The organism is Photorhabdus kleinii (assembly GCF_025384885.1).
GTDB classification, from domain to species: Bacteria; Pseudomonadota; Gammaproteobacteria; order Enterobacterales; family Enterobacteriaceae; genus Photorhabdus; species Photorhabdus kayaii.
This window is the reverse complement of sequence record NZ_JAJAFY010000027.1, coordinates 53,302-69,012: the sequence shown is the minus strand read 5'-3', so window position 1 is coordinate 69,012 and position 15,711 is coordinate 53,302. Positions and strand designations below refer to the sequence as shown.

The following is a 15,711-nucleotide window of genomic DNA, read 5'->3' as shown; positions in this document are numbered from 1 at the left end:
CATCAAAATTAAAAGAGAGACAATTTATACTCAATAGTCTCCCTCCAGATTATTGCTAATAACCAAACAACTAAATAGCAACCGGAGCCTTTATTCCTGGATGCGGGTCATAATCGACTATTTCAAAGTCGTCAAATTTATAATCAAAAAGTGATTCCGGTTTACGCTTTATCACCAATTTTGGCAGTGAACGTGGCTCACGGCTGAGTTGTAACTTTGTCTGCTCCATATGGTTGCTATAAAGATGGGTATCACCACCAGTCCAGACAAAATCACCCACTTCTAGATCACACTGTTGCGCCATCATATAAACCAGCAATGCATAGCTGGCAATATTGAACGGTAAGCCAAGGAATACGTCACAGGAACGCTGATAAAGCTGGCAGGAAAGTTTGCCATCCGCGACATAAAACTGGAAGAAAGCGTGGCATGGCGCTAATGCCATGTTATCTAGTTCACCAACGTTCCAAGCTGAAACAATGATCCTACGTGAATCTGGATCGCTTTTAAGTTGTTCCAGTACAGTTTTTAGTTGGTCAATCTGGCGACCATCCGCGGCCCCCCATGCGCGCCATTGCTTACCATATACCGGCCCTAAATCACCATTTTCATCCGCCCATTCATCCCAAATAGTCACTCCATTTTCATGCAGATATTTAATATTGGTATCACCATGCAGGAACCAGAGAAGTTCATGAATAATTGAGCGGATATGGCAACGTTTAGTTGTGACCAGCGGAAAACCATCCTGTAAATTGAAACGCATCTGATGCCCGAAAATCGAGAGTGTCCCCGTCCCAGTGCGGTCTGCTTTCGGAGTGCCCTCTGCAAGCACTCTTTTCATTAAGTCCAGATACTGTTTCATTTTACCTCTTGTACCTTATTACCTTGGTGTTTGTATGCCCATATCATCATTAATATTCCCGCCAGAATCATTGGTATAGAAAGAATTTGCCCCATACTGATCCCGTCGAATAAGCCCAGTTGCGCATCTGGTTGGCGGAAGAGTTCGACTATCACTCGGAAAATACCGTAGCCAATTAAGAATAAACCGGAAACACTGCCCATCGGCCGAGGTTTACGGATATATAAATTCAAAATAATGAACAGAACGATCCCTTCCAACACCATTTCATAAAGCTGTGAAGGGTGACGAGGCAGAACACCATATTGTTCAAGTACTGATAACAGTGAGGGATCTGTTGCAGCCAGTGCAATATCTTCACCACGGGAGCTTGGGAATAACATCGCCCACGGCGTATCCAATGTGACACGTCCCCACAACTCGCCATTAATAAAATTACCGATTCTCCCCATGCCTAAACCAAAAGGGACTAACGGGGCAATGAAGTCAGCAACTTGTAAGAAATGGCGTTTCGTTCTGCGGCCAAACCACCACATTGCGCAGATAACCCCCACTAAACCACCGTGGAAAGACATCCCACCATCCCAAACTTTAAACAAATAAAGGGGGTTATCGAGAAATGCCGGGAAATTATAAAACAGGACGTAACCTAGACGGCCACCGACAAATACGCCAGCAAACCCTGCATAAAGCAAGTTCTCTACTTCGTTTTTTGTCCAACCACTATTGGGTTTCGCTGCCCTGCGTGTCGCTAGCCACATGGCGAATACAAACCCAACCAGGTACATGAAACCATACCAATGGAGGGCTATTGGACCTATTGAAAAAATGACCGGGTCAATATTAGGAAATGCCAGGTAGCTGTTACTCATCTTTCCCCACTTAATATTTAGCGTTAATGCCCTAAGGCAATTGATTGAGAATCATAGCACAGGCCGTTAAACGGATTAAATGCCACCTCTGACCAAACCGCCCACCCCATGCTGCTCCATAAACGTTGCTGACAGCTCCTTTACTCTTAGGCTGGTTTCAGCTTGTAGTATTTCGGTCATTAATTTTTCAACCTGAGCCAGCTCCAGATGACGTAATAAATACTTAATTCTTGGCACACTACAACCACTCATACTCAAACTGCGATAGCCAAGACCAATCAATAACAGCGCTCCCATAGGGAAACTTGCCATTTCACCACAAATGCTGATCGTAAGACCTGCCCGCTGGCTATTTTCAAATACCAGTTTTAATGCCCGAATCACCGCCGGATGTAAGCAATCATAAAGAGAAGCGACGTGAGTGTTATTCCGATCCACTGCCAATAGATATTGTGTTAGGTCATTGGTGCCAATAGACACAAAATCGACTCTGTTTTTGAGTTGTGGCAACAGAAAAATCATCGAAGGAACCTCAATCATGACACCGAGCTGAGGCATAGATATTTGGCGCGCCAGCATTTGCTCGACTTCCTCTTTCGCTCTGTCTACCAATCGCTTAGCTTCATCAATTTCTTCTACACTCGTCACCATTGGCAGCAGGATTTTCAGGTTACCCATATCAGCGTTAGCTCTGAGCATTGCCCGCAGTTGGATAAGAAAAATCTCCGGTTGATCCAGCGTCACTCGTATACCACGCCATCCCAAACAAGGGTTCTCTTCGCTGATCGGCATATAGGGCAGTTGTTTATCCGCACCAATATCAAGTGTACGCAATACCACTGGCTTATCGGGAAATAATTGTAACATCTCCTGATAACGCGCTTTTTGTTCATCTTCTGATGGGAAACCACAGTGCAGCATAAAGGGTATTTCGGTGCGATAGAGTCCAACACCATCAATACTATTACTGATCTGCAACTCATATTTCAGGCTCAAACCCGCATTAAGCTGAACCAAAATGCGCTCGCCACTTTTTAACCGTGCTTCCTGCTCAACATCTCCCTCAGCCAATCTGCTAAGTGCTTTTTCTTCTTCGATAATCTGTTTATATTCCTGCGAAATCAGTGGCTCAGGTTCAATGAAAACTTCCCCACGGAAACCATCAAGAATTAGCATACGATTGTTCAGGAGTTCCGGCTGGACATCCGCCCCCATAATGGCCGGAATACCCATTGCTCGAACCAATATGGCAGAGTGTGAATGAGTAGCGCCATCACGAACAATAACCCCTGCTAACCTTTCCTGCGGCATTTCTGCCAATAGGTTAGCACTCAGTTCATCTGCAACCAGAATGAACCATTCAGGCCATTGATGGCTGGCAGTAAGTGAATCATCCAGATGAAATAATAATCGCTGTCCAAGTGCCCGTAAATCTGATGCTCTTTCCCGCATATAAGCATCCTGCAAGCAGGAAAATTGTTCTGCGTATTTCTCAATAACTTGTTTAACAGCCCATTGCGCAACAGAGCCCTGTTCAACACAGGAGAACAGATCTTGTTTCAACTGGGGATCATTCAAAAGGTAGGAATAAAGATCAAAAATCGCGGCGCTCTCTTTTTGAGAACCCGCGGTAAAACGTTTACTGAGCCGACGACATTCTGCTGTTGCATCTTCCAGTGCCTGAATTAAACGAGAACGTTCTGCTGCATGATCAAGGGTTGAGGCTTCAAAAATTTGGTCAAGTGAGGGTTGGGAGCAATCTTGCCATCCCTGAGCCATCACGATGCCATTGGAAATTGCCAATGCTTTAATTCTGGTCTGCCGATATCGACCAAACAAGCCTTTAGTCTGAGCTTGAGCAAGGATCACCGCGAGTTGTGTCGCAAGCGTCACCATAAAGGACTCTTCGGTTTCATTAAACAAGCGTTGTTCCTGCTGCTGAACGACCAAAACACCTTGCAACTGACGGTGGTAAACCACGGGAACGCCCAAAAAGGCGCGAAAGCTATCCTCTTTAACTTGAGGCAAATATTTGAAACTTGGATGGCTGCGGACATCCGCCAGATTAATCAGTTCAGACAATTGACCAACTTGCCCGACAACTCCTTCACCAAAAGCCAAACTGATAGTCCTTCCTCGGGGTTTCCTCAACCCTCGGGTTGCCATCAGGTAATAACACCGCCGTTGATGATCAGCAAGATAGATAGAACAGACATCCGTGCTCATTGCCAGACAGGTCTCGTTCACCAATAGCTCAAGCGCTTCGGCCAGATTGGTTGCCATAGCAACTTTTTCAACAATTTCCCGTAAACGCATGAGCATGGAACTCACCTAACTTCTTTTGCGGCGGTAAAAATACGAAGAACGTGGCAGAGATACGCTTTCCTGCATTGGCATTACAACCGAAGCAAACTCTTTCATCACGCGCCGATAAACATCACGCTTAAAAGAGACTACCTGCCGAACAGGATACCAATAGCTGACCCAACGCCAACCATCGAACTCCGGGGTATTACTGTGTTGCACATTAATATCTTCTTCATTACAGAGCAGTTGTAATAAAAACCATCGCTGCTTTTGACCAATACAGACAGGTCGTGTATCCCAACGCACCAAACGCTTGGGTAATTTGTAACGTAACCAATTACGAGTAGAGGCCAGAATGCGTACATCTTTCCGACCTAGCCCCACTTCTTCATACAGTTCCCGGTACATAGCCTGTTCTGGTGATTCCCCCGGATTAATTCCCCCTTGAGGAAATTGCCAGGAATGCTGCCCATAACGCCGGGCCCACAAAACCTGGCCTTGCCGATTACAAATTACAATTCCTACATTCGGGCGGTAGCCATCATCATCGATCACCAGACTACCTCGATAAACTAAATTTGAAAGATGACTAATTGTTTCACACTACCCTCAAGTGGTAAACCTCTATCATTGGACTTTGCAGTCGCTAGCTAAATCTCTACAATAGCGCCATCTCAACGGGGTGCTGGCTGTTTAAAACAGCCTTGCTGAGAGTAAACCCGCCGAACCTGATCCGGCTAATACCGGCGTAGGGATTTGAGCTGCTAACTATTTCACAGACGTTATCTTGCCGTTTAGCGCTTCCTCAAATCCTTTGCCAATCCTCTTAATTTAAGGAGAGCAAAGTGTTTAAGACGTTATTTTCCAAATTAATCGTACTGACAGCCCTATCAGCTCCTGCGTTGCTATTAAGTCAAGTTGTACAGGCCAAGCCAGTATTAACGGTCTATACCTATGATTCTTTTGCCACTGAATGGGGACCCGGGCCCGCAATTAAAAAAGCGTTTGAAGCTGAATGTCACTGTGAGCTGAAACTGGTTGCTCTGGAAGACGGTGTTTCCTTGCTCAATCGCCTAAGAATGGAGGGCAAGCGTACTGCTGCCGATATTATTCTTGGGTTGGATAACAACTTGATTCAAGCAGCCCAACAAACGGGGCTGTTTACTGAAAGTCAAGTAGATACCAGCAAACTGACACTGCCGGTGTCATGGAATAACAAGGTATTCATTCCTTATGACTATGGCTATTTTGCCTTCATTTACAACAAAAAGACTTTACCAAACCCGCCAAAAAGCATGGATGAGCTAATTAACAGCCACAATAACTGGAAAGTGATTTATCAAGATCCTCGCACCAGCACACCGGGGCAAGGTTTGCTGTTATGGATGCAGAAAATTTACGGTGATGATGCCCCACAAGCCTGGCAAAAACTGGCAAAGAAAACGCTGACCGTTACCAAGGGCTGGAGCGAAGCTTATGGTCTGTTCCTCAAAGGAGAAGGCGATCTGGTGCTGAGTTACACCACTTCACCGGGTTACCACCTGTTATCTGAGAAGAATGACAATTACGCTGCGGCTACATTCAGTGAAGGTCATTACCTTCAAATCGAAGTGGCCGCACAACTGGCCTCCAGCAAGCAACCGGAACTTGCTCAGAAATTTATGCAGTTTATGCTGACTCCAACTTTCCAACAGGAAATTCCAACCACTAACTGGATGTATCCGGTCATTGATATCCCACTCCCGGAAGTATATTTGCAGCTTTCCATACCCGCAAAATCTCTACAATATCGCGCGGAAGAAGTCGCAAAATACCGTAACCAATGGATTCGTACATGGCAAAGCGCTGTCAGCCGCTGATAGCCGGATGGCTGTTACCGGGGGCGATTGCCGCCGGTTTTTTACTGTTGGTCGCCTTACTGGCATTCGGAACGCTCTGGTTTAATTCACCTGCAAGTGACTGGTATTTATTGATAGAAGATCGCTATTTGTGGCACGTGGTACGCTTCACATTCTGGCAAGCCTTTTTATCAGCGCTATTTTCTGTTATTCCGGCTATTTTTCTTTCCAGAGCACTCTATCGCCGTCATTTTCCAGGCCGAACCCTCTTTCTGCGCCTGTGCGCTATGACGCTGGTTTTGCCCGTGCTAGTCGCTCTATTCGGCATTCTGACGGTTTATGGCAGAGCCGGCTGGCTGGCTCAGTTCTGCAAATGGATCGGCATCGATTACCACTTCACCCCTTACGGTTTACCAGGCATTTTGCTGGCACATATTTTCTTTAATATGCCACTGGCAATACGGCTTTTACTGCAATCGCTGGAAAACATTGCGGTGGAACAACGGCAATTAGCGGCGCAGCTAGGTATGAATGAATGGCAACATTTCCGTTTTGTTGAATGGCCTTATCTACGCCGCCAGATCCTGCCCACTGGCGCACTGATTTTTATGCTCTGTTTCGCCAGTTTTGCTACTGTGCTGGCGTTAGGTGGCGGACCTGCTGCAACAACTGTCGAACTGGCAATCTATCAAGCGTTAAGCTATGACTACGATCTTAACCGTGCCGCGTTACTGGCGTTAATTCAGATTACCTGCTGCCTTGGCCTTGTGCTCCTCAGTCAGAAACTTAACAGTGCTCTATCTGTCGGCTACAGCAACCAACAGCAATGGCGTAATCCACAGGATACTTTGTTGAGAAAAATCTGCGACAGTCTGTTAATTATCGCAGCATTATTACTACTCGTGCCACCATTACTGGCGGTTGTCGTGGATGGCCTTAACAGCGGGTTGCTTAACGTATTACGCCAGCCTGCATTGTGGCAAGCATTTATCACCTCAGCGGTGATTGCTTTAGGCGCGGGGTTATTATGTGTTTTATTCACTATGATGCTGCTGTGGAGCAGCCGTGAGCTGTACCTGCGTTATTCTCCTCACTGGGGACAAGCAATGGAGATGAGTGGTTTGTTGATCCTCTCTACGCCAGGCATTGTATTGGCAACAGGATTCTTTCTGTTGCTCAACGATACCGTCGGCCTGCCCCGTTCACCCTACGGTCTGGTGATTTTAACCAACGCACTGATGGCAATTCCCTATGCACTGAAAGTTCTGGATAATCCAATGAAAGATCTGGCGGCTCGCTATAATCCACTGTGTCGCTCCCTGAATATTCAAGGTATTAACCGACTACGCTGGATTGAACTAAAAGCACTAAAAGTTCCGCTGGTACAAGCGCTGGCCTTTGCTTGTGTCCTTTCCGTTGGAGATTTTGGCATTGTCGCGCTGTTTGGTAATGAAGATTTCCGTACCCTGCCCTTCTACCTCTATCAGCAAATTGGGGCTTATCGTAGTCAGGATGGCGCGATCACTGCCTTATTGCTGTTATTGTTATGCTTTATGCTGTTTAGTTTACTTGAACGCTTACCGAGACCACGTAATGCTCAAACTTGAAAATCTGACTTACCGCAATGAACATCTGGCGATGCGCTTTGACTTGCAAATTCAGGCCGGAGAACGTATCGCAATCCTAGGCCCTAGTGGGGCGGGTAAAAGTACACTCCTGAACTTAATCGCCGGCTTCCAAACAGCAGAAAAAGGCTCCCTATGGCTGAACGGGGAAAATCATACCAGTACGTCACCTGCTCAACGCCCGGTTTCTATGTTGTTTCAAGAAAATAATCTCTTCTCTCATTTGACAATTGAGCAGAATATCGGACTAGGTTTACATCCCGGATTACGCCTTAATAGCATGCAGAAACAGACATTACAGCAAATAGTCTCTCAAGTTTCGTTGGAAAATTGTCTAACCCGTCTGCCAGCTCAACTTTCTGGTGGACAACGACAGCGAGCAGCATTAGCTCGTTGCCTAGTACGCCAGCAACCAATTTTATTACTTGACGAGCCTTTTTCAGCCCTAGATCCGGCACTGCGTAATGAAATGCTGGTATTACTGGAACAAGTTTGCCATGAACGCCAGCTTACATTATTGATGGTTTCCCATAATCTGGATGATGCCGCTCGTATAGCTGATCGCGCTCTATTAATTGTTGATGGCAATATTCATTATGACGGTTCAACAAATGCACTGGTTGCCGGTACTGTTTCTGAAGCTGCTATTTTGGGGAGGAAGGTCGCTTCTATTTAGGCGTTATTAATGTCATCGCTATCAAAATAAACGGGAACAGGATATGTGGAAATTAAATACTATTGCAATGAGGCAATGGAACGAGCAGGCTTTTAATATTAATAAAACTCGCCATAAAGGTTCAAATGAAACCTCTACTGGTATAGTTGCAATGCAGATAAGACATGTAGCCGATATGATGGGGTTTGATTCAAACACATTAACCACTAGGGATCAGTTAGAAATTGCAACTTGCCTACAACTTGATGAATTTAATATTAAAATGGTCGCTCGACATTTAAAGGATTTAATTCTCTATGATTATCCTAATGCAGATACTAGCAACTTAACAAAAGAACAGTATATTATGGTGGGTTCTAGATATAATCGAGGAATAACAAGAAAAAAAGACGATTTTATTAAAGCAATTTACAAATCAAAAGGGCAAAGGACATTAGCTGAAGATGAATGGGTCTCATACGGAGAAGCTGTATATAATCGACTAGATCATATAGATAATTTATTGAATAGATAAAAATGAAAATAAAATTTACAGATATTATAACATTCGTAGTATTGTCATTCTTATCTTTCCTTATTATTAACGGATTTGCCTTTAATATTAAGGAACCTTATTTCGATTTTGGTTATGTTGATTGTGAACTTTGGCAATATAAAGAAGGCGGCATTGATATAATAACTCCTTTATTTATTTTAACTCCGCTTATCCCTTTTTATATTGCATGTTTCTACAAATCATTCGTTTTATTTAAAAAAAACAAAGTCAGATCTGTGATTTACTTCGTTTTTTCCGCTGTCTTTGTTCTTTATTGGTTCTATACTTACTACGCTAGATTTATGCTTTATTGCTAGACGGGATAAGCGTAATGATGTCTAACCTAGCGGTTTTATAAGTTTAACCCGCCTTTTAACTTTATTATAACCCCCATAAATAACTTAAACTTACAAGAACAAAAATAATATCTATACCCAATGGATTTCAAGATGCAGCGCGACGGCAAGGGAGCGAATCCCGGGAGCATAGATAACGATGTGACCGGGGTGAGTGAGTGCAGCCAACAAAGAGGCAACTTGAAAGATAACGGGTATACATCACATCACGATATAGCGAGTTCAAACAACTGTACAAATAACCATTATCTAATGCTATATTTGTGGTCATTTTCAACAAATATAAGCGCCTGCCTCTATATGCAACAGAATCATGCTGAACAAGGTTTTATACTGACACGCCATTGGCGGGATACTCCCTCGGGTATTGAGGTGGAATACTGGCTGGTGACAGATCAGGGGCCACGTCATATAAAAATTCTTCACCAACAAGCTGTTGCTTTTATCTTGCAAGTTAATATGCCGCAGGTGGAAAAAGTTCTGGCGCAAGAGCGCAACTACCATCTCCGCCCACTTTCATTGAAGGATTTCAATCGCCAGCCTGTTGCCGCACTTTATTGCCAGCAATATCGCCAATTACAACGAATTGAGAAAGTGCTACAGCAACAGGAAATTCAGGTTTATGAAGCAGATATCCGTCCACCAGACAGGTTTATGATGGAACGTTTTATCACTGCTCCCATCTGGTTCAGTCAGGCGCCTAATGGTAGCTATCAGATGAAACCTAACCCGGCTTATCGCCCAACATTGAAATGGGTATCCTTGGATATTGAAACCAGCCAACATGGAGAACTTTATTCCATTGGATTAGCAGGATGTGATCAGCAAAAAGTATTTATGCTTGGCCCTGCTAACGGTAATGAGCACCCGGTAAATTTTGATTTGGAATATGTAGCAAGTCGTCCGCAAATGCTGGAAAGACTCAACGAGTGGCTGGAAAAATATGACCCTGACGCCATTATTGGCTGGAACCTGATTCAGTTCGATCTGCGGATTTTACAAAAACATGCTGAACGTTACAGTGTTCCACTGAAATTTGGACGGGCCGGAGGGTTACTGGAGTGGCGGGAGCACGGCTTTAAACCGGGGCACTTTTTCGTTTCCACGGCCGGTCGGTTGATTATTGATGGTATTGAAGCACTGAAAACCGCTACCTGGAATTTTCCTTCTTTCAGTCTGGAATATGTCTCGCAAGAACTATTGGGCGAAGGCAAAGCCATTGATACACCCTATCAGCGTATGGATGAGATTGACCGCCGTTTCCAGCAAGATAAGCCCGCACTGGCACAATATAATCTGCAAGACTGTATTCTGGTAAACCAGATTTTCGATAAAACCCACTTAATGAAGTTCCTGTTGGAAAGGGCAACAGTTACCGGTCTCGCCGTAGATCGCAGTGGCGGTTCAGTCACCGCTTTCACCCATCTTTACATGCCAAAAATGCACCGCATCGGTTATGTTGCCCCAAATCCAGGCGGGAAGCCTGAAGATAACAGCCCCGGTGGTTTCGTGATGGATTCTCGCCCCGGCTTGTATGATTCAGTGCTAGTGCTGGATTATAAAAGTCTATATCCCTCGATTATCCGCACTTTTCTTATCGATCCTGTCGGTATGGTGGAAGGTCTGGCACAGCCGGACAGCGAGCATGCGGTTCCCGGTTTTCGCAATGCCTTCTTTTCCCGTATTCAGCACTGTCTGCCTGATATCGTGACGCAAATCTGGCATGAACGTGACGCAGCAAAAAAACAGCATAACGCCCCATTGTCACAAGCATTGAAGATCATCATGAACGCTTTCTACGGCGTTCTTGGGGCGGAGGGCTGTCGTTTCTTCGACCCACGCCTGACGTCTTCCATTACTATGCGCGGCCACGAAATTATGCTCCAGACCAGAAAGCTGATTGAATCTCAAAACTATCAAGTTATCTACGGTGATACAGATTCTATCTTTATATGGCTGAAACAGGCGCATGAAGAAGAACTGGCTCTCAGTATCGGCAAAGAACTTGCGCGATTCGTTAACCAATGGTGGCAAAAACACCTGCAAGAACATTTTGGGCTTAAAAGCACCCTTGAGTTGGAATTTGAAACTCACTATCGCCGTTTTCTGATGCCAACCATCCGTGGAGCTGAACAAGGCAGTAAAAAGCGTTATGCCGGTCTCAGTGATGACCGCATGGTCTATAAAGGTCTGGAAACAGTACGCACTGACTGGACACCTCTGGCGCAAAATTTCCAGAAGCAACTGTATTCACTGATTTTTCATGAACAACCTTATCAAGAGTTTATCCGTGGTTATGTTACCAGTACCCTAAAAGGAAAATTTGATGATAAACTAATCTACCGTAAAAGGTTGGGCCGTAAGTTGTCTGACTATCAGCGCAATGTACCACCCCATGTGAGGGCAGCAAGGCTGGCAGATGAATACAATCTGCAACATAACCGGCCCTTGCAGTACCAAAATGGGGGGTGGATAAGCTATGTCATGACACAATCCGGGCCGGAACCACTGGAAAATCTGCATTCATCACCAGACTATGATCACTATATCAATAAGCAACTTCAGCCTATCGCTGATGCTATCCTGCCGTTTTTACAGGATGATTTTATAACTTTACTCACCGGACAGATGGTAATGCCTTTTGGCTAATTACTATTTGGCTGATTACTATTTTTTGCAGGTGACGACCGGCTTTGCTTCCATTAACATATCGCCCCTTTGACGAGTGATAAGGGGATTGACGGGGTGTCTTGCTGTCTACCCATTATCTCCGTTAGATCAAATAAAAAGCTGTCGTCCTCCACCTATGAATAACATTATCTAACAGAAACTGAGTTAAAATTTATGCCATTTACCCTCGGTCAACGCTGGATCAGCGATACAGAAAGCGAACTTGGATTAGGAACCGTTGTTGCACTGGACGCACGAATGGTCACTTTGCTCTTTCCTGCCAGCGGTGAAAACCGCCTCTATGCACGCAATGATTCTCCTATTACCCGTGTTATGTTTAACTCGGGGGATGTTGTCACCAGCCATGAAGGCTGGCAACTCAAAGTAGATGAAATCCAACAAGAAAATGGCCTGCTGATTTATACAGGCACACGACTTGATACTCTGGAAGAAAATATCAGTCTGCGCGAAGTGTTACTTGACAGTAAACTTACCTTCAACAAACCACAGGATCGCCTGTTTGCTGGTCAAATTGACCGTATGGACCGCTTTGCCTTACGTTTTCGCGCCCGTAAATACCAAAGCGAACAATTTAAACTGGCTGAAAGTGGTTTGCGGGGTATCCGCGCAAGCTTGATCCCTCATCAACTTCACATCGCAAATGAAGTCGGCAAGCGCTACGCACCAAGAGTTCTATTGGCCGATGAAGTCGGTTTGGGTAAAACCATCGAAGCCGGGATGATCATCCACCAGCAATTGCTGGCCGGTCGTGCTGAACGTGTTCTGGTGATTGTGCCGGATAGCCTTCAACATCAATGGCTGGTAGAAATGCTGCGCCGTTTCAATCTGCGCTTTGCCCTGTTTGACGATAGCCGCTATATCGAAGCACGGCACGACAGTGACAATCCATTTGAAACAGAACAATTGGTACTCTGTTCACTGGATTTTGCCCGCCGTAATAAACAGCGTTTTGAGCATATGCTTGAAGCCAGCTGGGATTTGATGGTGGTGGACGAAGCTCACCATCTGGCCTGGAGCGAGGATACACCTAGCCGTGAATATCAGGTTGTCGAACAATTAGCTGAACAGATCCCAAGTGTACTGCTATTGACTGCAACACCAGAGCAGCTAGGACAGGAAAGTCATTTTGCCCGTCTACGCCTACTTGATCCAAACCGTTTCCACGATTATCAGACTTTTATCGACGAACAACAAAAATATCGTCCAGTTGCCGATGCTGTCACACTGCTGTTATCAGGTGAACAACTTAATAATAATCAATTAAACCTAATGGGTGAGTTGATTAGTGAGCAGGATATTGAGCCTCTGTTGAAAGCCGCCAATAGTAATAGCGATGAAAGTGAAACTGCACGACGTGAACTGATTTCCATGCTGATGGATCGCCACGGCACCAGTCGTATTCTGTTCCGTAATACCCGTAATGGTGTGAAAGGCTTCCCCCATCGGGAATTACACCAGATAAAGTTGCCTCTGCCATCCCAATATCAGACCGCCATTAAAGTCTCCGATATTATGGGCGCTAAAAAATCGCTGGAAGCACGCGCATGGGATATGCTCTACCCAGAACAAATTTATCAAGAGTTTGAAGGCGAAAACGCTACCTGGTGGAACTTTGATCCCCGCGTAGAATGGCTACTCGGTTTTTTGATGGCAAATCGCCATGAAAAAGTGCTGGTAATTTGTGCGAAAGCAACCACCGCTCTGCAATTGGAACAGGTACTACGTGAGCGAGAAGGGATTCGTGGTGCTGTTTTCCATGAAGGTTTATCACTGATTGAACGTGATCGCGCCGCAGCCTATTTTGCTTCCGAAGAAGAAGGAGCTCAGGTATTACTATGCTCCGAAATTGGCTCAGAAGGCCGCAACTTCCAGTTCGCCAACCAATTAGTGATGTTCGATTTACCATTCAACCCGGATTTACTGGAACAGCGTATCGGACGTCTGGATCGTATCGGCCAAAGCCGTGATATCCAAATTAGTGTGCCTTATCTGGAAAATACCGCCCAAGCAGTCCTGATTCGCTGGTATCACGAAGGTTTGGATGCATTCGAGCATACCTGCCCAACGGGTCGTACTATTTACGATCACTATTATGAAACTCTGCTGAACTATCTTGCCAAACCCAATAACCAGGAGCAGGAAAAATTTGGTGAATTTATTGATCAGTGCCGTCAGCAACATGAGCAACTCAAACAGCAACTGGAGCAAGGCCGTGACCGGCTGCTGGAAATGAACTCCAATGGCGGCGAGCATGGTTTGCGGCTGGCAGAGAAAATTTCAGAGTATGACAATGATACTGATTTGGTGAACTTCTCTCTCAATCTATTTGATATCGTTGGTATCAATCAGGAAGATCGCAATGACAATATGATAGTGCTGACACCATCCGATCATATGCTGGTCCCAGATTTTCCTGGATTACCAAAAGATGGTTGTACTATCACTTTTGATCGTGAACAGTCATTGTCCCGTGAAGATGCCCAGTTTATCAGTTGGGAGCACCCAATTATCCGTAATGGGTTGGATCTGATCCTTTCCGGTGATACAGGTAGCTGTGCGGTATCCCTTTTGAAAAATAAAGCATTACCTGTTGGAACTCTGCTGGTAGAACTGATCTATGTAGTTGAAGCACAAGCCCCTAAACGCCTGCAATTGACCCGCTTCCTTCCACCAACTCCATTGCGGATACTAATGGACCTAAAAGGCAATAATCTGGCGGGTCAAGTGGAGTTTGAAAGCTTTAACCGCCAGCTTAATGCAGTGAATCGTCATACTGCAAGTAAACTGGTCAATGCGGTACAAAAAGAAGTTCACGCTATTTTGCAACAGGCCGAAGGTTTAGTAGAAACTCAGGCAAAATCATTGATTGAACAAGCAAAACAGGAAGCAGATGAAAATCTTGCTGCTGAACTTTCCCGTTTGGAAGCATTGAAGGCAGTCAATCCAAATATTCGTGATGATGAATTGGAAGCTATTGAAACCAATCGCCAACAGTCACTGCTTAACTTAAATCAGGCAAGTTGGCGTCTGGATGCTATTCGCCTTGTCGTCGTTACACACCAGTAAATATTAGCAATACCTGGAGGCTGGTCCGGGATAGGGTAACCTTCACTAAGGACCCTATTCCCGCGCCTCCTGATATTCAGCTACCGGAGCCTCAATGGAAGCTTATAATCCTCCTACCGATCCTTGGTTACATGTGCTCTATCAGGATCAATATATCATTGTGGTCAATAAACCCAGTGGGCTACTTTCTGTTCCCGGTCGGGCAGAAGAACATAAAGACAGCATTATGACGCGGATACAACAGCAGTTTCCAGCGGCAGAATCTGTTCACCGGCTGGATATGGCAACCAGCGGCGTAATGGTAGTTGCACTGACCAAAGATGCAGAGCGTGAACTGAAACGTCAGTTCCGTGAACGAGAACCGGAAAAAACCTATATTGCGCGGGTTTGGGGACGTCTGGAACCAGAAACGGGTCTTGTCGATTTACCGCTGATTTGTGACTGGCCGAACCGGCCAAAGCAGAAAGTGTGTTTTGAAACCGGAAAATCAGCCCAGACTGAATACGAAGTACTCGCTTACGAAGATGAGGCAACTCGAATAAAACTCTCACCGATAACTGGTCGTTCACATCAGCTCAGGGTGCATATGCTAGCACTTGAACACCCAATTTTGGGAGACCGGTTTTACGCTCATCAGCAGGCAAGAGCAATGGCACCTCGCCTGCAATTACATGCACAAGAGTTATATATCACACATCCGGTCTATGGAACGCCAATGCATTTTCAGTGTAAAGCCGATTTTTGATTAATAGACAAATACGGTAACCGAATCTAATGAAGCCAATATCAGACATAAGGCCAAGCCACAACAAGCCAAAAGAACACGGATATTTGCCATTTTTTTGCATTCCTCCTCAATTAAAACAAACAAAAATATAAA

The 15,711-nt window shown here is 45.1% G+C and carries 11 protein-coding genes and 1 riboswitch; of the genes, 7 read left to right on the top strand and 4 right to left on the bottom strand.

Annotated features, from left to right (window positions below; all coding sequences use genetic code 11):
• Window positions 1-70 precede the first annotated feature (70 nt).
• The 4 genes from thyA to rppH form a co-directional block, all read right to left on the bottom strand.
• Window positions 71-865, bottom strand: coding sequence for a thymidylate synthase (gene thyA / locus LG003_RS13860; protein ID WP_112876473.1), 795 nt, complete (start codon window positions 863-865; stop codon window positions 71-73).
• A complete protein-coding gene (lgt, locus tag LG003_RS13855; RefSeq protein WP_112876472.1) occupies window positions 862-1,737 on the bottom strand; it encodes a prolipoprotein diacylglyceryl transferase in 876 nt (291 codons plus the stop codon). Before lgt ends, thyA begins: the two co-directional genes overlap by 4 nt.
• Before the next feature lie 75 nt (window positions 1,738-1,812).
• The gene (gene ptsP, locus LG003_RS13850) at window positions 1,813-4,059 is read right to left on the bottom strand and encodes a phosphoenolpyruvate--protein phosphotransferase (RefSeq protein ID WP_112876471.1); all 2,247 of its coding nucleotides are present in this window, start codon (window positions 4,057-4,059) and stop codon (window positions 1,813-1,815) included.
• A gap of 9 nt (window positions 4,060-4,068) precedes the next feature.
• Window positions 4,069-4,599, bottom strand: a complete 531-nt coding sequence (gene rppH, locus LG003_RS13845) for an RNA pyrophosphohydrolase (protein WP_112876470.1) — start codon at window positions 4,597-4,599, stop codon at window positions 4,069-4,071.
• A gap of 113 nt (window positions 4,600-4,712) precedes the next feature.
• A riboswitch (TPP riboswitch) is annotated at window positions 4,713-4,817 on the top strand.
• 72 nt (window positions 4,818-4,889) lie between these two features.
• On the opposite strand from rppH, the gene thiB reads away from it, so the two are divergent.
• The 7 genes from thiB to rluA all read left to right on the top strand — a co-directional run bounded on the left by thiB (window position 4,890) and on the right by rluA (window position 15,576).
• On the top strand, window positions 4,890-5,903 hold the full coding sequence (thiB, locus tag LG003_RS13840; RefSeq protein ID WP_112876469.1) for a thiamine ABC transporter substrate binding subunit: 1,014 nt from the start codon (window positions 4,890-4,892) through the stop codon (window positions 5,901-5,903).
• Window positions 5,879-7,489 (top strand): thiamine/thiamine pyrophosphate ABC transporter permease ThiP, encoded by a 1,611-nt coding sequence (gene thiP, locus LG003_RS13835; RefSeq protein ID WP_112876468.1) that lies wholly within the window; start codon window positions 5,879-5,881, stop codon window positions 7,487-7,489. The genes thiB and thiP overlap by 25 nt, the downstream gene beginning before the upstream one ends.
• A complete protein-coding gene (gene thiQ / locus LG003_RS13830) occupies window positions 7,476-8,183 on the top strand; it encodes a thiamine ABC transporter ATP-binding protein ThiQ (RefSeq protein WP_112876467.1) in 708 nt (235 codons plus the stop codon). The genes thiP and thiQ overlap by 14 nt, the downstream gene beginning before the upstream one ends.
• A 43-nt stretch (window positions 8,184-8,226) precedes the next feature.
• On the top strand, window positions 8,227-8,697 hold the full coding sequence (locus LG003_RS13825; protein ID WP_262980987.1) for a hypothetical protein: 471 nt from the start codon (window positions 8,227-8,229) through the stop codon (window positions 8,695-8,697).
• Between the two features lie 677 nt (window positions 8,698-9,374).
• Window positions 9,375-11,723, top strand: a complete 2,349-nt coding sequence (locus tag LG003_RS13820; protein WP_262980988.1) for a DNA polymerase II — start codon at window positions 9,375-9,377, stop codon at window positions 11,721-11,723.
• A gap of 195 nt (window positions 11,724-11,918) precedes the next feature.
• Complete coding sequence (gene rapA, locus LG003_RS13815; RefSeq protein WP_262980986.1) at window positions 11,919-14,831, top strand: RNA polymerase-associated protein RapA; 2,913 nt, start codon at window positions 11,919-11,921, stop codon at window positions 14,829-14,831.
• A gap of 94 nt (window positions 14,832-14,925) precedes the next feature.
• Entirely contained in the window at window positions 14,926-15,576 is a 651-nt protein-coding gene (gene rluA / locus LG003_RS13810; RefSeq protein ID WP_112876462.1) for a bifunctional tRNA pseudouridine(32) synthase/23S rRNA pseudouridine(746) synthase RluA, read from the top strand.
• Window positions 15,577-15,711: the final 135 nt, after the last annotated feature.

Excerpts from the sequence above, each read along its gene's own strand:
- thiQ (WP_112876467.1), top strand. The coding sequence starts at position 7,476 with ATGCTCAAACTTGAAAATCTGACTTACCGCAATGAACATCTGGCGATG.
- LG003_RS13825 (WP_262980987.1), top strand. The coding sequence starts at position 8,227 with ATGTGGAAATTAAATACTATTGCAATGAGGCAATGGAACGAGCAGGCT.
- thyA (WP_112876473.1), bottom strand. The coding sequence starts at position 865 with ATGAAACAGTATCTGGACTTAATGAAAAGAGTGCTTGCAGAGGGCACT.
- ptsP (WP_112876471.1), bottom strand. The coding sequence starts at position 4,059 with ATGCTCATGCGTTTACGGGAAATTGTTGAAAAAGTTGCTATGGCAACC.
- LG003_RS13820 (WP_262980988.1), top strand. The coding sequence starts at position 9,375 with ATGCAACAGAATCATGCTGAACAAGGTTTTATACTGACACGCCATTGG.
- lgt (WP_112876472.1), bottom strand. The coding sequence starts at position 1,737 with ATGAGTAACAGCTACCTGGCATTTCCTAATATTGACCCGGTCATTTTT.
- rluA (WP_112876462.1), top strand. The coding sequence starts at position 14,926 with ATGGAAGCTTATAATCCTCCTACCGATCCTTGGTTACATGTGCTCTAT.
- rapA (WP_262980986.1), top strand. The coding sequence starts at position 11,919 with ATGCCATTTACCCTCGGTCAACGCTGGATCAGCGATACAGAAAGCGAA.
- thiP (WP_112876468.1), top strand. The coding sequence starts at position 5,879 with ATGGCAAAGCGCTGTCAGCCGCTGATAGCCGGATGGCTGTTACCGGGG.